Below are 19,237 nucleotides of genomic sequence, written 5' to 3' on the forward strand. Positions count from 1 at the left end.
CTCCCGGATTCAGTTCAGCTCACCCAAGAACCTTCCGAGGTTCTCGGCGATTTCCTTCGACCTGGTGTGGTGCAGGTAGTGGTCTCCGTCCAGCAAGATCACCTCTCCGTGGTCGACGGAGGCTGCCTGCCCCTCGTGCAGCTCTGCCCAGCCCTGAACTTCTGAATTGTTCACGGCGAACAACAGAATCGGAAGATCGGCTGGGAACGTCTTGCCGATTGCTTCAGCGAAGTTACTGGAAAGATGATCCATCTCGTTGAGATAGGTATCGCTGAAGTTGTTCTTCGCAGTCAACTGTCGCATCTCGTCCTTCGCGGCGGGATCGAGGTACTCGTCCGAGGCTTCACCACCGACGACCTTGGACAGCAATTCCGCCAAGCCCAATTGCCTTCCAACTCGGAGTGCGTCGATCGGGAATTTGGTATCCATGTTCGGCTGCCCTGGAACACTGCTGTCGATACCCACGAATGCGGTGACCTCGTCACGGTACTTCGCGGTGTAGTCCAGCGCATAGAGACCAGTGATCGAGTGCCCCATGAGGATGTATTCGTCAATTCCCAGCGACTGTACTGCCGTATGAATCTCTTCGACGATGTTCGCAGTCGTGCGGTCCTTGTCCGTTCCGTCACTGTAGCCGTAACCGAAGGGCTCGATCGTGACGACGCGGTAGTCGGGTGCGAGCTCGTTGACAAGCGGTGTGAAGTCGAGAATCGGTGCGGACGTTCCGAACCCGGGTAACAGCACTATGGTCTGATCGCCGTTGCCGCGGATCGAGTAGCTCATGTTCTTTCCGTCGACGGACACGAACTGGTTGCCCGTCTCCCCGGCCGGAACGCTCGCACTGCTGGAGCCGACATTGAATACGAGCGCTATCGATACCAGCACAACCAGAACTACGGACACCGAAGCAACCAGCTTCAGTGCAACGGTACGTATCTTCTTCATTCTCATCCTCATCTTCTCGGGCGTCGATACGGCTAGGAAAGGCTCGACATCGAGGCCGCACTGGTCTCGTCGAGCACACGCAACACGTTGTTGCCCATCAGCTTTGCCAAGTCCTCCGCGGACCAACCGCGTTCCGCCAGACGGTCTATCAACACCGCGAAACCGGATACGTCCTGCATACCGTCCGGAAAGTCGTCGAACCCATCGTAGTCACTGCCCAAACCGATGTGGTCGATGCCCGCGACGTCTCGGGCATGCTCGACGTGGTCGGCGAGATGGTCCACTGTCATCGCCGGTCGTGGGCCGACTCGCCCGCCTTTGAACCACTCGTTGTACTCGGCAGAAAGGAACATGGGTACAAAGGCGATCATGATGACCCCGCCGTTGTCCGCGAGCAGTCGCATGACGTCGTCGGGAACATTACGGGGGTGACCGCATAGCTGAGAGCACGACGAATGGCTGAAAATCACCGGCGCCGACGACGTCTCGATGGCATCTCTCATCGTTTCCACCGAGACGTGCGACAGGTCGACGAGTACGCCGAGCCGATTCATTTCGCGCACGATCTCGCGACCGAAGTCGGTCAGCCCGCCGTATACTCGAGTGTCCGTCGCGGAGTCCGCCCACCCGGTGTTGTCGTTGTGCGTCAGCGTCATGTACCGAAGACCAAGGCGCGCCATCATTCTCAGGACACCGAGCGAGCTGCCGATGCTGTGACCGCCCTCCGCGCCCAACAAGGACGCGACCTTGCCCTCACTCCAGATGCGACGCACGTCGTCACCTGTACGCGCGAATTCGAAAGTATCCGGATATCGCTCGATCATCCGGTACACGTAGTCGATCTGTTCGAGTGTGTACTGAACCGCCTCTGGCTCCGTCCTGTCACACGGGGTGTAAACCGACCAGAACTGCGCACCGACGCCGCCGCGACCGAGTTTGTCGATGTCGGTTTGGAAGATGGAATCCTTCTCGAGATTCTCCACCGAGTATGCGGCAGTTTCGCGAGCCGTCCAGGCCAGATCGTTGTGACCGTCGATGACCGGCGCAAGGCCGTAAGCATCCAGTGCCGCGGGGTGATTCACGTCCGGAAAAGGAGCGAGAGGTTTCATCATGAGTTTTCCTCGAAAAGTAGTGCGGGCAGGTCGAGGGCCCTCATCGCCTTCGACCTGCCCGAGATTTCATTCAGCGGAGAGAATCATCTCGCCGCGACTAGTCGGAAATCTTCTTGAAAAGCCTTGTCATGTAGAGATATTGCTCGCCATCGATCGTGAGATGAGCCATCTCACCCGAAGCGCTCTCGTTACTGATCAAGAACCTGGAGGCGGACAGAGGTACGACCTTGGTGGGCGGAGCCGGCGGCTCGCCGTCGATCTCGACCTTGGCGAAGTTCTGCACCTGGAATCCGCCGTCCTCGCCGCGCGTGAGTTCGATTCGCACGGTTGTCGATTCATAGGTTCCGAGAATGTGCGACAGGTCGATGTCTTCCGCATTCGGCTCGGACTTCGGTTCCGGCAGAACGAGATCGAGCTCCTGGGCGATCTCCTTCTCGATGTCGTGGGCCAGGGCGCCGCCGCCACGCGAGTTGGTCACCACGGCCATGGCGAGACCGAGCTCGGGGAAGGTGTGAAAACGAGTGATCTGGCCGATCGTCGCACCACCGTGCTGCGCGGACGTCACGCCGCCCCAGTCGGACAGGATCCAGCCGAGGCCCCAGGCCTGATCGACGCTCGAGACCGCGGTCAGGTCGAATTGCGGAGTGCGCATCAGGCGCGCGGATTCTTCGGACAGAATGCGTTCACCCGTCAATGCGAGTCCGTCACGCATGTGTGCAGCACCGAAGGTCAGGAGCGAGCTGACCGATCCGGTGATGATCCCGGCCGGACCGATACCGCGCGGAAGCAGCCACTGCTTGGTCGGAATCACCTTGTCCGGCGACGTCCGATCCGGGTTGGCCACGTGGCCGACGGCCGTGCGGAACAGCGGCGCGTCCTTGGCCTTGGTGATGATGTGCGTCAATCCGAGTGGCTTCCAGAGATATTCGACCAACGCCTCGTCCCACGTCATCTCACGGAGGACCTCGACGATGCGGCCGGCAACGGCAAAACCCGCGTTGCTGTAACTCAGATGCCCGCCGGGCTCGGTGACGCTGATCGCGGTCGCGAGTTCGTCGACGTACTTCTCGACGCAGTCGTCACCGTCACCGGTGTCGTTGAACAGGTCTCCGTCGATACCGCTTGTGTGCGTGAGCAACTGGCGGATCGTGATTTCCTTCGTGTTGGAAGGATCCGCGATCGTGAACTCCGGAAGCACCTCCACCACCAGGGTGTCCAGCGTCAGCTTGCCCTCGTCGACGAGCTGCATGATCAGCGTCGTCGTCCAGATCTTGCTCGCGGATCCGTACTGGAACAGGGTGTCTGCGTCGACGTCAACGCGCGTGTTCAGGCTCGTCACTCCGGTGGTGATGACACGGATGTCCGCTGCGCCGTCTTCGCCCAGCGCGATCACACCGACCTGCGCGCCCGGTACCGAATGCTTGGCTGCCAGTTCGTCGAGGCGTTCCTGCCACTTCGGGGCGACAAGTAGGTCCTTGGGCAAGTCGGTCACAGGTCGAACTCCTTCGATCATGGAAGCGAGCGGCGTAGACGGCGTTGCTGGGATCCGCTCAGGTCTCACTCGTCGGGAAGTGAGGTTGCGGAAGCAATAACCGTCCACCCATGATCTCAGTGTGCTCGCAGTCACGTCCTGGTCGATTGCACCGAAGTCGGCCCCGAAAATGGTGCAATCCGACGAGCGAGTGTTCAGGATTCGCCATTCGAAACGATCAACGCTCGAAGGTTCCTTCCAAGCGATTGCGTGAACCCGGATGGATCAAGCGCGCCGCGCTGACCAATCCGTTAGCCGACCACGTGCGGCGGCGAATCAGCAGGCACGGTTCCCCGCGATCGATGCGTAACAGCTCGCATTCGTCCGGGCTACCCAACACCGCTTCCACGACATGCTCGCCGCGAACCAGAGGCGCAACGTCACTCAAGTAGTTGTTGGGGGTGATCGCGGTGAAGTCCTGGCGCAGATAGTCTGGCGCCTCGTTCGGATTCACGAATCGGTCTTCCACCTGAATCGGAGTTTCGTCCTCGAAGTGCACCATCAGCGAATGGAACACCCGTTTGCCCACCGATTCACGAAGGAACGTCTGCCCGTGGTCGGTTTCTTCCTCACGAACGAAGACGACCTCGGTTCGATGACGGTGGCCGCGGCGCTGAATCTCGTCGGCGATGTTCTTGACTTCGAACAGCGGGGACGCGGTCTTCGTGGCGGCGACAAAAGTACCGACCCCCATCATCCGCACGATCAGACCGTCGCTGGTGAGTTCGCGAAGCGCTCGATTGATCGTCATTCGTGACAACCCCAGCGCACTGACCAGTTGATTCTCCGAAGGCAGCTGATCGCCTTCGGTCCACCGACCCGAGTTGATCTGCGAGACCACGAGGTTCTTGACCCGTTCGTAGGCAGGGGCGGACTCGCCGCCTGCCTCGTTGAACAGCACGGCGAGTTCTGCGTCCACTTCGGCAATCGCCATCGCCACCACCCGTTCGTCGAAAACCACCGAGTCGGTTCTCCCGTTCGGCCTCCGAAGTCTATCCGCCTCGTGCACCTTTCCGATCCATCCGCGAGCGTCCGCGCCGGACCTAACCCACCATGCGCCGCAATTGGCTCGTCGCAACCGAAAGCGCAGCAAGATCGTGTTGCCCGGACGCCTCGATCTCTGCGAGCGCGAGAGTGGACCTCTCGATTCTCGACGCATTCCTTTCTTCCCACCTCGAGAGTTTTTCCGCTGTCGTGTCACCCGCTTCCGCGTCGGCCAAGACGTCGAGGGTCAGGGCCCGCACCGTCGAGTACAACTCGTCCCGCAACGACAACCTCGCCAACGCGTTCCATTTTCCGTCCTTGCTCAATGCCGACACTCGATTGAGCATCGGGACGAGCCCAACATGCTCACCGAGCCGGAAATAGAGTTCGCCGGTCTCCGAGATCGTCCGATCGGCAAGGTCCGCGATCTCCACCACGTCGAGCAGTCCGAACTGATCGAGCAATATCTCCACTCGCCTGACCAGGTTCTCCGGCGCGCCCTTGTCCGTGATGAGGACCGTTCGCGCAGCCAGGTTCCGCTGATCTGCGCCTACCAGCCAGTCATCGAGCTCTGCCGACGCCTCCGCGATGCGATCACCGAATCTGCTGATCTCGGCCCCGACGGCCAGCGGTTGCGGACGACGTGTCAGCATCCACCGTGACGCCCGGTCGAGCAGTCGCCTGGTGAGCAGGATCAACTCGTCGGACACTGCGGTCGAGAGCGAGGCTTCGCTGATGTCGTGCCACAACTTCCACAGTCCGAACACCTCGGAGACCACAGTGAAGGCACGTACTGCGTCTTCCGGATCAGCGCCGACTTCTTCACCGAGCCGATACACATAGGTGATGCCGCCTCGATCGATGACGTTGTTCGTCAGTACTGTCGCGACGATCTCGCGACGAAGTGGGTGCCGGTCGAGGGCGTCACCCCCTGCAACTCGAACGCCCTCCGGAAAATAGTTCGCCAGCACCTGGCGGTAGATCTGGTTGTCGATCGAGCTTCCCGCCAACAGCGTGGATTTCAGATCGAGCTTGACGTGGGCCATCAGTGTGGCGAGTTCCGGCGACGTCAGCCCCGTTCCCGACTTCTCGGCCGCGGCGAACTGCTTCTTGGTCGGAAACCCTTCGATGACACGGTCGACGATCCCGCGCGATTCGAGGTTGGAAATCACTCTGCCGTGCACACCGATCATCGCCCCCGCATCCGCCCGCGTGGCACCCATCAGTTCGTTCTGCGAACGGTTGTCTGCGAGAACGAGTTCTGCGACCTGGTCGGTCAGCGATTCGAGTAGTGCGTCACGACGTGAGTCCGTGACGACGCCTGAGCTGATCAGGGAGTCGAGAAGGATTTTGATGTTCACCTCGTGGTCGGAACAATCGACTCCGGCCGAATTGTCGAGGGCGTCTGTGTTGATCCGTCCACCGCCGCGTGCGTATTCGATCCGTCCGGCCTGGGTGAGGCCGAGATTGCCTCCTTCACCGATCACTCGGGCACGCACTTCGTTGCCGTTCACCCGAACGGCGTCGTTGCTCTTGTCGCCGACTTCGAGGTCGGACTCACCGGAGGCCTTGACGTACGTTCCGATGCCGCCGTTCCACAACAGATCTGCCGGGGACCGCAAAATCGCCCGAACCAGTTGCGGTGGAGTCAGGTCGGTGACGTCGTCCTCGAGGCCCAGTGCCTCTCGTATCTCGTCACTGATCGGAACGCGCTTCGCCGAGCGTTCCCACACTCCGCCGCCGGCACTGATCAAGGTCGGGTCGTAGTCGGCCCACGAGGATCGGGGGAGCGCAAAGAGACGTGATCGCTCGTCGTACGAGCGCTCAGGCGACGGGTCCGGATCGACGAACACGTGCCGATGATCGAACGCCGCGATCAGGCGAATGTGCTTGCTGCACAACATACCGTTGCCGAAGACGTCGCCACTCATGTCTCCGATCCCCACCGCGGTGAAGTCATCGTGCTGGGTATCGACGCCGAGCTCACGGAAGTGCCGCTTGACACTTTCCCAGGCGCCCTTCGCCGTGATACCCATGGCTTTGTGGTCGTAGCCGACCGACCCGCCGGACGCGAAGGCGTCGCCGAGCCAGAATCCGTACTCCGCGGCAACCTCGTTCGCGATGTCGGAGAACTTCGCAGTTCCCTTGTCCGCGGCGACAACAAGATACGTGTCGTCTCCGTCGTGGCGAACGACCCGCCGCGCCGCGACAACGGCCCCGCTCTGCTTGTCGACGTTGTCGGTCAGATCGAGTAGTCCGCGAATGAAGGATCGGTAGCAATCGATCCCGGCCGCCAACGCGGCTTCTCGGTCTGCGTCTGCGCCCAGCCCTGGAACCGGTGGGCGTTTGACGACAAATCCGCCCTTCGCTCCGACAGGCACGATGACTGCGTTCTTGACTGCCTGCGCCTTCACCAATCCCAGTACCTCGGTGCGAAAGTCCTCTTTCCGATCCGACCAGCGCAAGCCGCCGCGAGCCACCGTACCGAAACGAAGGTGCACACCTGCTACATCGGGTGAGTACACGAATATCTCGAACTTCGGTCGAGGGAAAGGCAATACGGACAGCTTCTCCGAATCGAACTTCAACGAGAGCGCGCCGAGCGATTGAGTGGGATACACGAAATAGTTGGTACGCAACGTGTTACGGACCAGTTCGGACAATGCGCGCAGGATCCGATCGGCGTCGAGTCCTTGCACCTGCGCCACGGCCGTTTCCACGTCCGCTGCTGCACGTGCACCTCGATCTCCGTCGACGACGCCAGGATCGAAACGGCTCTCGAACAATTCGCACAATCTGCCGGCGATCTCGGGATGATCGGCAAGTACCTCGGCGACGCGACCGGTGCTGTAAGGAAATCCCGCTTGCTGCAAGAACTCCGCGTATGCCCGCAGCACCACTACCTGTTTCCAGCCGAGTCCCGCGATCGCGACCAATTCGTTGAACGAGTCCGGCTCGGCGTCACCGTTTCGAACCGCGGCAAACGTCGCCGCGAATCGCGCGGCAAAGTTGTCGAAGCCTTCGACCGGAGCACTCGGATAGTCGAGCGTGAACTCGTAGATCCTGGACTGTTCGGTTCCCACCGGTGCGATCTCGTACGGACGTTCGTCGACCACTTCGACGCCCAGGCTCTGCAATACGGGCAGCACCTCGCCCAGCGAGAGCGGATCACCCGAGACGTACAGCCCGAGACGGTGAGTACCCGGTCCGTCGACAGATCGGGCCAACCGTGGACTTACTTCTCCGGGCGCGAGGCCCTCGAACACCGCCATGTCCTCGGCGGCTCGGACAGCGTCGAAATCCTGCTTGTATGCCGCCGGAACTCGCTCGGCGAACCGAGCACGCCTGCGCCGCTCGTCGTAGTGCGAAGCATCCAGAACGAATCGTTCGTCCCACGTCAGGCACGCGTCGACGACGAGGTCCCGAATCTCCCGTGCTTGTCGCGCCGACGCGAAGTTCGCGCCGCCGCCGACTGTGGCCGTGAAATGTACGACGGCCAAGGGGGATTCCGAGACTCGACTGGAGAACTCGATATTGTGGGCACCGAGTGCGTCGGCGAGTACCGACTCGGCCGTTGTTCTGATCGTCGTACTGAATTTCTCGCGCGGAACGAAGAGCAAAGCCGACAACTCTTGATCTCGCCCTGTCGCCGGGGAACTTCCCACCGGTTGCAAGAACAGATGGATCGATGTGCGGCCGTCCACGGAAGTGAGTTCGTCCAGCGCGTCCGCGATTCGGGCCGGCTCGGCCGCCAGGAGCACTGTGACCGGAATCGACTGAATCACTGCCAGCATCGATTGTCCGACAAACGAATCGACGGTGGATCCTGAGGCCTCGAAGATGTCTGCGACGCGTCCTCGCACGAGCGGGGTTAGCCTGACGTCGGCGACGATACCGGTCGCGGTGAAGAACCCGACGAATCGGTACGCACGGTCGCCGACGGACACGTCGATCTCGGTGGCGTATTCGGATCCACCGAACCCTTGCCGGAGGTACACCACTGCAATCGCGAGGGGCGCCGCTTTCGAATCCGAAGAGCCGGTTGGATCGGGGAGCACGCCGATGGCGTACGGCTCGTCACTGTCGACAGTTCGCGCACCACCGATGACACTGAAGTTTCCGGCGCTGCACCACCGGAGAAAGTCAGCTTCTTCGGCGTAGCCGTTCGAGTCCAGTTGCTCGCGCGCCTCGTCGACGAGGTCCCGCAGGGGCACGGAATCGCGGAAGGCACGCGCGATACGGTCGAGGATTCCGGCGACGTCGTCCGCGATCACCTGCGCCTGCGCGTCCGAACAGTGTGCGGGTAGTCCTATGTGGATCCATGATTCGGTGCGCTCCCCGGCCCGGGCGTCTTCGGTGCTGTGCGCCGGTTGTACGGCTGTGCGAAGCACGGGGTGCACCACGAATTCAGGTTCCACGCGGGCACGGGCAAGTGTCGCCAAGACCGCTTCGACGAGCTGCGGCATGTCGTCGCCGACGTATTGAATCGCGGGGCCATCCCCTAACTCCCCGGCCGGCGCGAGTCGCGAGATCGACGAGTTGTGTCCTCGTCGACGCGAAAGGTCCATGTGCGCGGCGACAATCGCCAGCTTGCGGTCTTCGGCGAGCGCAGCGTATCGATCCGCCGACAAGCCCTCGAAATACGTACTGGACACCCTCCTCACATTCTCGGAGTCCGGTGTCGTGTCGACTGAAACGAGGCTCATGTCAGCACCTTCCGTCGAAAGCCACGCTGCTTCCGACTTGTAGTGGGTTCGATCCGCAATCAACTTGTCTATACAGGCTTAGACAAGTTGATCATTGCAGAACGTGAGCCGCGACACAACAAATTCACCCCTGGACAAATTCGCCACCCTCGGCCATAGTCAGTCCATGCCAACTAGTGGCAATTAGATTTCATTAGATGAAATTCGTAACTATTCCGCCTCGAAGGAGCCCCCGTGACTACCCAGACCGCGCCCGACACCGACAGCGTCGATCTCGCAGAGTTCCGCAGCACTGTCCGAGCCTTCGCCAACGCCGAGATCCACCCAGGAGCAGCCGCACGCGACGAGTCCAAGGAGTTCCCGGCGCAGCTGGTCAAGCGCCTCGGGCAGCAGGACCTCATGGGCATTTCCGTGCCCGAGGAATTCGGCGGCCTGGGTCTGTCGACACGAACCCAACTGGTCGCCATCGAAGAAGTTGCACGCACCGACGCCGCGCTGGCATCGATCTACACCGCCCACTACCTGGGCCTCGAGCCGATTCTCGTCGGCGGCTCCGAAGAGCAGAAGCATCGCTGGTTGCCCCAGCTCGCGTCGGGCGAACTACTGGCCGGCTTTGCACTCACAGAACCCGATGCCGGCTCCGACATCGCCTCGATGCGTACCGTCGCCCGACGCGAGGACGACGGCTGGCATCTCTCCGGATCGAAGACGTACATCTCCAATGCCAAGGAAGCCGACCTGGTCGTGCTCTTCGCCAAGACGGACCCGAGCGCAGGATTCCGAGGCATCACCGCCTTCGTCGTCCCCAAGGGAACTCCGGGAATCAGCTACTCGGAGCCGCAGGACAAGATGGGAATTCGTTCGGCCCCGACGTACACCGTCTACCTCGACGACGTCGTTCTGCCGCTCGACTCCGTGATCGGCACCGAAGGTCGCGGCGGCAACATTGCCTTGACCGCCCTGAACCGAGCACGCATCGACGTAGCGGCAATGGCAAACGGCATCGCTCTGCGCGCTTGGGAACTGGGACGCGAGTACGCAACGGAGCGAAAGCAGTTCGGCACGCCGATCTTCGACTTCCAGGCAATCCAGCTACTCCTCGGTGGCTGCGACGCGCAACTTGTCGCATCACGCGTCACCGCAGACTGGGCCGCCGACGTCAAGGACGCCGGTCAGGACATCCGCCGCGCCGCATCGATTTCGAAGTACGTCGCCACCGAAGCCTGCTTCTCGATCGTCGATCAAACCGTACAGATCCACGGTGGCGCAGGTTTCATGCGCGAATCGGAAATCGAACGCCTGTACCGCGATTGCCGCATTCTCCGCATCTTCGAGGGCACCTCGCAGATCCAGTTGCTCACCATTGCCGGCAATGCTCCGTCGCCGCGTTCCACCGAGTTCTGAAAGGCGCGGACATGACTGCACTTCCCCCACTCGACGGCATCCGGGTCATCGACCTCTCGCGCGTCCTTGCCGGACCCTACTGCACCGCACTGCTTTCCGACGCCGGTGCGGACGTCGTCAAGATCGAATCCGAACACGGTGAAGACTCTCGGCACCTCGGCCCGTTCCGCGACGGCGAGAGCATCTACTTCAACGTGCTCAATCGTGGCAAGCGTTCGGTGGCACTCAACCTCAAGAACGACGGGGACCGTGAGGCGCTATTAACGCTCATCGAGACCGCCGACGTCGTCGTCGAAAACTTTCGCCCTGGAGTCACCAAGCGCCTGGGAATCGACTACGAGGCTGCGCGGGCTCGCAATCCGCGGATCGTGTACGCGTCCATCTCCGGTTTCGGACAGGACGGGCCCATGTCCGGAGCCGCCGCCTACGACCTTGTAGTCCAGGCTCTTTCGGGCATCATGAGCATCACCGGTTCGGAGGAATCCGGGCCGACACGGTTGGGTGAGTCGTTCGGAGACCTGGTCGCCGGGCTGTTCGCCGCCTGGGGAATCAGTACCGCCCTGCTGAGTGCACGGGCGAGCGGACTCGGGCAGCACCTTGACGTCGCGATGTTCGACAGCATGCTCGCCATGCTGCCGACAGCACACAGCCAACTGCAATCCACCGGGCTCACTCCCCCACGCGTCGGCAACCGTCATCCGGTGTCAACACCGTTCGACACCTACAAGGCCGACGACGGACTCTTCGTCCTCGCGGTTGCGAGCCAGTCGGGTTTCGAGAAGCTGGCGCAGACGATGAATCGCGTCGACCTGATCGCAGATCCTCGATTTGCCGACGACACCGCCCGGACCGAGAACGAACCGGCACTGCGCAAGGAGATCGAAAACTGGGCTGCCGGAAAGACCGTCGCCGACGTGGTCGGCATTCTCGGCGACGCGGGCCTCGCCGGCTCGGAAATCTGGGACGTCCAGCAGGCACTCACCTCCGCGCAGGCCGAGTATCGCGGAGTCGTCGAATCGTTCGAGCACCCGGTAGCAGGAAAAATCTCCTACGTACGACAACCCGTCGTGTTCGGTGATAGCCGACGCCCCGATGTCCGCCGCAGTCCCCTGCTGGACGAGCACCACGGTGAGGTACTGCCGGGCTCGCGATAGATTCAGCGCAGACATCCCTCGGCACTTGGAGTAGGACATGGCCCCCGGCGACGTGACCCGCAGCGCGAATCGCACGTTCGAACTTCTCGGTGCGATCGTCGAGCACGGCGGGTTGACGCTCGGCGACGCCGCCAAGGCAACCGATCTGGCAACCAGTACCGCGCTTCGCCTGATCAGAAGCCTCGAACAAACCGAGTTCGTCGTCCGCGGCGAGGACAACGTCTATCGCGTCGGCCCGCGGCTACTACAGATCGGGGCTCGCGCACTCGGTGACAATCAACTGTTGCCGAGAGCGCGGCCCGCGATGAAGGCCATCGCCGAAACCACGAGAGAGTCGACCTACCTGTCGACGAAGGGACCGAAAGACACTGCGCTGTATCTCGATCAGATCGAGGGCACGCACGCGATCCGCCACATGGGGTGGGTGGGCCAGAGCGTTCCCCTGGACGGCACCGCCGTCGGCGCAGCGTTGAGCGGCAAGGTAGGCGAGAGCGGGTACGCCATTGCGCACGACACCATCGAGGATCACTCGACCGGAGTTGCCGCGCCGATCTACAACGCGGTCGGTCAGATAGCCGGAGCGCTCAGCGTCGTGGGCCCGACCTTCCGTCTGACGGACGAGGTCTGCGCCAGCCACGGCCGCGTCTTGGTGGAGCACTGCGCCCGGTTGTCCGCGGAACTCGGCAACCAGACTCCCTGACCACCCCGAGCACTTGGCGATTCAGTCTCGTATCCGAGCACTTGGCGATTCAGTCTCGTATCCGAGACAATGTGGTTCCCCGCTCCCACCTCAGCCCTACCCGTAAGGACACACCCCATATGACGACGAGCCGCGTGAAATCTGCTGAGCGCGTGCTCGACGTGCTCGATCTCCTGGCCCGCCGGGGTGTGCCGCTGGCGACGGCAGAAATCTCCAGCGCCCTCGAGCTGCCGAAGAGTACGACGCATCACCTCCTCAATGTCATGCGGGATCGACGGTTCGTCTCGTACTGGGCTGATCAACGCGCCTGGACCCTGGGTGTCTCGGCGTTCGAAGTCGGTGCGTCGTACATGCGGTCCGGCCCACTTCACCGTGAGGGCCAACGATTCATGCTGGCACTCACTCAGTCGACCGACGAGACCTCCCATCTGGCGGTACTTCAGGGTTCTGACGTCATCTACCTCGACAAACGTGAACCTCTGAAGCCCGGCGTTCGGTTGGTGACCGAGATCGGGACCCGCCTTCCGGCGCATCTCACCGCAGTCGGGCGGGCGATTCTGAGCCGTCTGGACGTGGAACAGATCAGCGCGCTCTACGAGGGGTACACCTGGCCGACGCGGACCGGGACGGGTCCGTCGGCGCTCGCCGAACTGCGAGAACTGCTCGCCGCAGCACGTGAGAGCGGATATGCGGTCGAAGAGAATGCGACGACATCCGGGATCAACTGCATCGCCAGCCCCGTGATCACACGGGACGGTCGTCCGGTCGCAGCTCTCGGCGTCACCTTCCTCTCCGGCTCCAAATCGGCCGAGGAGAGTGCCCTGATCGCCGACCGAGTGCGCGCCGTCAGCGCCGAGTTCTCCGCCGATCTCGGAGATCGAATGGTGGAGACCCCGACCGCAGACATGTAGCCAATTTCTCCGTTCCGTACTTTGCGGGCCTTGTTTTCGTCTCATATTCAAGACTAGAGTCTCGTATACAAGACTTTGTTAGATAGCCACGCATCATCATTGGAGTCCCATGAACGCCACCCCTGCCACCCAGACAGCCACCCGAACCATCGAGGTCGGAATCGGCGCTGTCACCATCGCCGACGTCGTCGACGTCGCGCGCAACGGATACGGCGTTGCATTGACCGCGGAATCACTGGCCGCGATCGCCGAAAGTCGTGCACGCATCGAAGCCCTGGCCGCAGACCCCACACCGGTCTACGGAGTTTCCACCGGATTCGGCGCACTTGCCACCCGGCACATTCCGGCGCATCTGCGGACACAGTTGCAGCGCAGCCTGATCCGCTCACATGCGGCAGGTTCGGGACCGGAAGTCGAACGCGAAGTGATCCGGGCCTTGATGCTTCTGCGTCTGTCGACGCTCGCCACCGGGCGGACCGGAGTGCGCCCTGTTGTCGCACAGGCGTACGCCGACCTACTCACCGCAGGCATCACCCCGGTGGTGCACGAATACGGCAGCCTCGGATGCTCGGGAGATCTGGCACCACTGGCGCATGTGGCGATGGCAATCATCGGTGAAGGTTCCGTCCGCACCGCCGACGGTGAACTCACCGATGCGGCAACGGCATTGGCTGCCCATGGTCTCGAACCGGTGGTTCTGGCCGAGAAGGAAGGCCTCGCACTGATCAACGGTACCGACGGGATGCTCGGTCAACTGGCCCTTGCGATCACCGATCTCGATCATCTGCTCAAGTTGGCCGACATCGCTGCCGCTATGAGCGTCGAGGGCTTGCTCGGCACCGATCAAGTGTTCGCCGCCGATCTTCAGGCGCTTCGCCCCCACCCCGGACAGGGCGCGGCCGCCTCGAACATGGTGCGCTTGCTTGCCGACTCCCCGATCGTCGCCAGCCATGCGGGCCCTGACTGCACCAGAGTTCAGGACGCGTACTCACTGCGGTGCGCACCGCAGGTTGCCGGCGGCGCACGCGACACCGTCGATCACGCCCGACTGGTTGCCGGGCGCGAATTGGCCAGTGCTGTCGACAATCCCGTCGTCACTCTCGACGGAAGGGTTCGGTCGAACGGTAACTTCCACGGAGCTCCCGTGGCCTACGTCTTGGACTTTCTCGCCATCGTGACCGCGGATGTCGCGGGTATCAGCGAACGCCGAACCGACCGCTTCCTCGACGTAGCACGCAATCACGGTCTGACCCCCTTCCTCGCCGACGACCCCGGTGTCGACAGCGGACTGATGATCGCGCAGTACACACAAGCTGCCATCGTGTCCGAACTCAAGCGACTCGCGAGCCCGGCCAGTGTCGATTCGATTCCCTCCTCGGCCATGCAGGAAGATCACGTCTCCATGGGATGGTCGGGTGCACGCAAGCTCCGCCGGTCCATCGACGGTCTCACCCGAGTTCTCGCGATCGAGATACTGACTGCAGCACGAGGAATCGATTTGCGCTCCCCACTCGAGCCCTCCCCCGCCACCGGAGCCGTCCTTCGGACCCTGCGCGAGAAGGTGCAGGGGCCGGGTACCGATCGCTTCCTGTCCCCCGAGATCGAGGCCGCGGTGGACTTGGCGGCATCGGGTGCACTTGTTGCGGCCGCGGAGAACGCGATCGGCGCCCTGGCATGACCGCGCCCGGTGCGCTGAGGCCTCGCCCCCGACCCGAAATCGAAGCACTCCCTCGATACTCCAAAGCCGCCGGCCTCGAGCAGGTTCGGTGGCGGGCGTCGAGCAACGAGTCGACGGTTGCACCCTCGGCGGCCATTCTCGAGGCCGTCAATCTCGCGGCCTCACACTCGCACTTGTATCCGTCGCTGTTCGGCGACACGCTGATCGCTCGGTTGAGCGGCCGCCTGGGCGTCGGCGACGACCAGGTATTGGTCGGCGCCGGTTCGTTGGCACTGCTCCAGCAGGTATTGACTGCGTACACGGGTCCGGGCACCGAGGTCGTCTACCCGTGGCGCAGCTACGAGGCGTACCCGATACTGATCGGAATCGCCGGGGCGAGCGGTGTCCCCGTCGCACTCGATTCCGAACATCGGCACGATCTGAGTGCAATGGCGGCGGCGGTGACCCCGCAAACCCGCGCGGTACTCGTCTGCAACCCCAACAATCCGACCGGTAGCGAGTTCTCGACCGCCGAGTTCGTCGCGTTCGCCCGTGCAATCCCGAGCGACGTCCTCATCCTCCTGGACGAGGCCTACCGGGAGTTCGCGACCAGCGACGTCGACGGCGTCGACCTGCTTCGAACCTTTCCCAACATCGTCGTCTTCCGAACCTTCTCCAAGGCTTACGGATTGGCCGGACTTCGTGCCGGCTATGCCGTCACCAACTCGGCGATCGCAGCGGATCTTCGCAGCGCTGCACCGCCCTTCGGGCTCAGCGCCGTTGCCGAGGCCGCGGCCTGCGCGGCCCTGACCGATCCGGCACACACCGATTCGATAGTCGAAACGGTGACCGCGGGTCGTTCTCACCTACGTGAGCAATTGGCTCTGCGCGGCGTCGAGACGGTCCCGAGCGGTGCCAACTTCGTGTGGATCCCTCTCGGCAAGAGAGCTTCTGCGCTCGAAGCGGCCTGCGTCGCGCAGGGTGTCTCGGTCCGGATGTTCCCCGGCGAGGGAGTGCGGGTGACCGTAGGTGAGCGGGCAGCAGAAGACGCCGTGATCGCCGCTGTGGATGCACTCGCACACAACCATTGACCGACTGGAGAAAAGAATGTCCGTCCACGAACTTGCTCGGTCGATCGGTTCGAGTCGCCTGATCACCGACCCTGCGGTAATGGACTCGTACCGCCGTGACGAGGCCCATCTCGCCGAACCCGGCCATCCGGCGGCCGTCATGCTCGCCGAAACTGCGGCCGACATTTCCGAGGCGCTGAAATGGGCTACTGCTCACCGTGTCCCGGTGGTAACCCGCGGTGCGGGAACCGGTTTGGCGGGCGGCGGGGCAGCCGTCGAGGGCTGCCTGGTCATCTCGACCACTCGCATGCGCTCGATTCTCGAGGTCAATCCGGACGATCAGCTCGCTGTCGTGGAAGCCGGGGTGATCAACGCCGACATCAGTCGAGCAGCAGACGAGTACGGGCTGATGTACGCCCCTGATCCGAGCAGTTTCGAGATCTCCACGATCGGCGGAAACATCGCCACCAACGCCGGTGGACTGCGTTGCGTGAAGTACGGCGTCACCCGCGATTCAGTCCTGGGTCTCGAGGTTGTGCTCGCCGACGGTCGGATCGTGCGGACAGGCCGAAGGACCGTCAAAGGTGTTGCGGGATACGACTTGACCAGTCTTCTCGTCGGTTCGGAGGGAACACTCGGAGTCGTCACGAGTGCCACGCTGAAGTTGCAGCCCAAGCCCAAGACAGCACCGGTCACCGTCGTCGGCAGTTTCGATTCTCTCCGCTCCGCAGCGGACGCAGTTGCCGCGGTCGTTCGCGACGGGATCGGACCGAGCCTGCTGGAGCTGATCGATCGAGCAACGCTGCGCGCAGTCGACGACTGGAAACGAATCGGGTTGGAAGACAACACCGCCGCGATGCTGATCGCACAGGCCGACGGGGTCGATGCCGACGCAGCAGCCGCGGCGATGCAGAAACACTTCGAGAGGGCGGGCGCAGATTTTGTCGCCGTCTCGCAGGACGCGGCAGAAGCCGCACAGCTACTCGAGATTCGCCGACTCGCCTATCCGGCTTCCGAACGACTCGGGCAATGTCTCGTGGAAGACGTCGGGGTCCCGCGGTCGAAACTGCCCGACATGCTCGAGAGTATCGACCGAGCCGCCGCCGAGCACATGGTCAAGATCATGACCGTCGCGCATGCTGGTGACGGCAACGTCCATCCGACCTTCGTCTTCGACCGCACTGCCGACGGCTCGGTCCCCGAAGCCGTGTGGACCGCCGCGGACGAGGTCTTCCGGCGTGCTCTCGAACTCGGAGGAACTCTGACCGGAGAGCACGGCGTCGGCGTTCTGAAGCGTCGCTGGCTCTCTCTCGAGCTCGGCGAGGACAGCATGCAACTGCACCGATCGATCAAGGCTGCCTTCGACCCGCTCGGAATCCTCAACCCGGGTAAGGGTTTCTGATTTCTCGCGTGGTGTTACACAGCATTTACGCGAAAACGGGTCCCGGGTATTGACGCCTGTATATACAGGCATATACATTTATCCGCAGTGACAGTGACCCAGCGCACAAAGCACAAGGCGCAAAGCACCAAGCACGAAGAAGGTGGGCAATACCCCGACGTCGATTCCGTCGCTCGACGGGCTCGCAGCAGAAAGACAGGCCTATGACTCACGATGGACCGGCCGAGGTCATCCTCACTCCGGAACGACGCACTATCGACGTCGTCCCGGATGCAGAACGACACGGCACCCCGCGCAGCCAGTTCACTCTCTGGTTCGGCGCCAACATGCAGATCACTGCAATCGTCGACGGCGCTCTCGCCGTCGTATTCGGCGCGGACGCCATCTGGGCGATCGTCGGACTTCTGATCGGCAACATCTTCGGTGGCGCTGTCATGGCGCTTCACTCCGCACAGGGCCCGCGTATGGGTCTCCCCCAGATGATCTCGAGTCGCGCCCAGTTCGGCGTCAAGGGAGCAGTCGTACCGCTTGTTCTCGTCATCCTGATGTACCTCGGCTTCGCTGCCACCGGCACCGTGTTGGCCGGACAGGCCGTCAACAAGATCCTGCACATCGACAGCCCCACCGTCGGCATCGTCGTCTTCGGTCTCCTCACCGCATTCGTCGCGGTCACCGGCTACAAGCTGATCCACATCGTCGGCAGGATCGCCACCGTCGTGGGCATCGTCGGTTTCTCCTACCTGGCCGTTCGACTGTTCCTCGAGTACGACGTCGCCTCGTACGTCGGCATCAAGGGCTTCGACATAGTCACCTTCCTGCTCGCGATCTCGCTGGGTGCCGGTTGGCAGCTCACCTTCGGCCCGTACGTCGCCGACTACTCGCGTTACCTGCCGCGCAGCACTTCCGAGAGCACCACGTTCTGGTCGACGTTCCTCGGTAGTGTCATCGGATCGCAGTGGTCCATGACCTTCGGCGCTCTCGTCGCGGCCTGCGCCGGCGACGCGTTCCTGAGTAACCAGGTCGGCTTCATGGGAGATCTGGCCGGACCCGCTGCCATCGCCTTCCTGATCTACTTCGTCATCCTGGTCGGCAAGCTGACGGTGAACGTGCTCAACGCCTACGGCGGATTCATGTCGATCCTGACCACCGTCACCGCCTTCAACGGACAGTCGCGAATCTCGAGCACCGCGCGCACCCTCTACATCCTCGGTTTCACTGCGGTCTCGGTCTTGATCGCCATCGCCGCCAGCGCCGACTTCCTGGACAACTTCAAGAACTTCGTCCTGGTGTTGCTGATGGTGTTCACGCCGTGGAGTGCGATCAATCTGATCGACTACTACCTGATCTCCAAGGAACGCATCGACATTCCGGCGCTGTACGACGTCAACGGTCGATACGGAGCATGGAACTTCACCGCATTGGCTTGCTACGCCGCCGGCGTTCTCGCCCAGATCCCGTTCCTCGCCCAGAAGATGTACACCGGCCCCGTCACGGACATGCTCGGCGGCGCCGACATCTCGTGGCTGGTCGGCATCGTGTTCACCGGGCTGATCTATTACCCACTCGCCAAGCGCACGAGCAATCCCCCTTCGTCGATGATCTACCCCGATCACACCGCGATGACCGACTCTCGCGTCTGATCCCCCAACGTCTTTCGAACT

13 protein-coding genes are annotated in these 19,237 nt (G+C 62.4%); 8 read left to right on the forward strand and 5 right to left on the reverse strand.

The window, feature by feature from the left end; genetic code table 11:
• Positions 1–9: 9 nt before the first annotated feature.
• From RHP72_RS24655 to RHP72_RS24675, 5 genes are all read right to left on the reverse strand, one after another.
• Entirely contained in the window at positions 10–945 is a 936-nt protein-coding gene (locus RHP72_RS24655; RefSeq protein ID WP_311093943.1) for an alpha/beta hydrolase, read from the reverse strand.
• 32 nt (positions 946–977) lie between these two features.
• Positions 978–2,057: a dipeptidase gene (locus RHP72_RS24660; protein WP_311093944.1), complete on the reverse strand. Its 1,080-nt coding sequence runs from the start codon at positions 2,055–2,057 to the stop codon at positions 978–980.
• A 97-nt stretch (positions 2,058–2,154) separates the two neighbouring features.
• Positions 2,155–3,549, reverse strand: coding sequence for a serine hydrolase (locus RHP72_RS24665; protein ID WP_003940270.1), 1,395 nt, complete (start codon positions 3,547–3,549; stop codon positions 2,155–2,157).
• Positions 3,550–3,766: 217 nt separating this feature from the next.
• Positions 3,767–4,522, reverse strand: a complete 756-nt coding sequence (gene hutC / locus RHP72_RS24670; RefSeq protein WP_024487384.1) for a histidine utilization repressor — start codon at positions 4,520–4,522, stop codon at positions 3,767–3,769.
• Positions 4,523–4,631: 109 nt separating this feature from the next.
• On the reverse strand, positions 4,632–9,278 hold the full coding sequence (locus RHP72_RS24675) for an NAD-glutamate dehydrogenase domain-containing protein (protein ID WP_311093945.1): 4,647 nt from the start codon (positions 9,276–9,278) through the stop codon (positions 4,632–4,634).
• Between the two features lie 234 nt (positions 9,279–9,512).
• Here RHP72_RS24675 and RHP72_RS24680 point away from each other — a divergent pair, with 234 nt between their 5' ends.
• The 8 genes from RHP72_RS24680 to RHP72_RS24715 all read left to right on the forward strand — a co-directional run bounded on the left by RHP72_RS24680 (position 9,513) and on the right by RHP72_RS24715 (position 19,216).
• Complete coding sequence (locus RHP72_RS24680; RefSeq protein WP_007732726.1) at positions 9,513–10,682, forward strand: acyl-CoA dehydrogenase family protein; 1,170 nt, start codon at positions 9,513–9,515, stop codon at positions 10,680–10,682.
• A gap of 11 nt (positions 10,683–10,693) precedes the next feature.
• A complete protein-coding gene (locus tag RHP72_RS24685; RefSeq protein ID WP_285182107.1) occupies positions 10,694–11,836 on the forward strand; it encodes a CaiB/BaiF CoA-transferase family protein in 1,143 nt (380 codons plus the stop codon).
• 37 nt (positions 11,837–11,873) lie between these two features.
• Positions 11,874–12,536 (forward strand): IclR family transcriptional regulator, encoded by a 663-nt coding sequence (locus RHP72_RS24690; RefSeq protein ID WP_030536970.1) that lies wholly within the window; start codon positions 11,874–11,876, stop codon positions 12,534–12,536.
• Between the two features lie 119 nt (positions 12,537–12,655).
• The gene (locus RHP72_RS24695) at positions 12,656–13,447 is read left to right on the forward strand and encodes an IclR family transcriptional regulator (protein WP_311093946.1); all 792 of its coding nucleotides are present in this window, start codon (positions 12,656–12,658) and stop codon (positions 13,445–13,447) included.
• A gap of 109 nt (positions 13,448–13,556) precedes the next feature.
• Positions 13,557–15,125 (forward strand): histidine ammonia-lyase, encoded by a 1,569-nt coding sequence (gene hutH, locus RHP72_RS24700; RefSeq protein ID WP_007732730.1) that lies wholly within the window; start codon positions 13,557–13,559, stop codon positions 15,123–15,125.
• Positions 15,122–16,195: a histidinol-phosphate transaminase gene (locus RHP72_RS24705; RefSeq protein ID WP_311093947.1), complete on the forward strand. Its 1,074-nt coding sequence runs from the start codon at positions 15,122–15,124 to the stop codon at positions 16,193–16,195. The genes hutH and RHP72_RS24705 overlap by 4 nt, the downstream gene beginning before the upstream one ends.
• Before the next feature lie 16 nt (positions 16,196–16,211).
• The gene (locus tag RHP72_RS24710; RefSeq protein ID WP_311093948.1) at positions 16,212–17,576 is read left to right on the forward strand and encodes an FAD-linked oxidase C-terminal domain-containing protein; all 1,365 of its coding nucleotides are present in this window, start codon (positions 16,212–16,214) and stop codon (positions 17,574–17,576) included.
• Positions 17,577–17,779: 203 nt separating this feature from the next.
• Complete coding sequence (locus RHP72_RS24715) at positions 17,780–19,216, forward strand: cytosine permease (RefSeq protein ID WP_311093949.1); 1,437 nt, start codon at positions 17,780–17,782, stop codon at positions 19,214–19,216.
• Positions 19,217–19,237 lie beyond the last annotated feature (21 nt).

This window comes from Rhodococcus sp. SG20037, from assembly GCF_031763325.1.
Classification (GTDB): Bacteria; Actinomycetota; Actinomycetes; order Mycobacteriales; family Mycobacteriaceae; genus Rhodococcus_F; species Rhodococcus_F qingshengii.

Bases quoted from the DNA above. Each gene is read 5' to 3' on its own strand.
- RHP72_RS24655 (WP_311093943.1), bottom strand. From the start codon at position 945: ATGAAGAAGATACGTACCGTTGCACTGAAGCTGGTTGCTTCGGTGTCC.
- RHP72_RS24660 (WP_311093944.1), bottom strand. From the start codon at position 2,057: ATGATGAAACCTCTCGCTCCTTTTCCGGACGTGAATCACCCCGCGGCA.
- hutC (WP_024487384.1), bottom strand. From the start codon at position 4,522: ATGGCGATTGCCGAAGTGGACGCAGAACTCGCCGTGCTGTTCAACGAG.
- RHP72_RS24675 (WP_311093945.1), bottom strand. From the start codon at position 9,278: ATGAGCCTCGTTTCAGTCGACACGACACCGGACTCCGAGAATGTGAGG.
- RHP72_RS24685 (WP_285182107.1), top strand. From the start codon at position 10,694: ATGACTGCACTTCCCCCACTCGACGGCATCCGGGTCATCGACCTCTCG.
- RHP72_RS24690 (WP_030536970.1), top strand. From the start codon at position 11,874: ATGGCCCCCGGCGACGTGACCCGCAGCGCGAATCGCACGTTCGAACTT.
- RHP72_RS24695 (WP_311093946.1), top strand. From the start codon at position 12,656: ATGACGACGAGCCGCGTGAAATCTGCTGAGCGCGTGCTCGACGTGCTC.
- hutH (WP_007732730.1), top strand. From the start codon at position 13,557: ATGAACGCCACCCCTGCCACCCAGACAGCCACCCGAACCATCGAGGTC.
- RHP72_RS24705 (WP_311093947.1), top strand. From the start codon at position 15,122: ATGACCGCGCCCGGTGCGCTGAGGCCTCGCCCCCGACCCGAAATCGAA.
- RHP72_RS24710 (WP_311093948.1), top strand. From the start codon at position 16,212: ATGTCCGTCCACGAACTTGCTCGGTCGATCGGTTCGAGTCGCCTGATC.
- RHP72_RS24715 (WP_311093949.1), top strand. From the start codon at position 17,780: ATGACTCACGATGGACCGGCCGAGGTCATCCTCACTCCGGAACGACGC.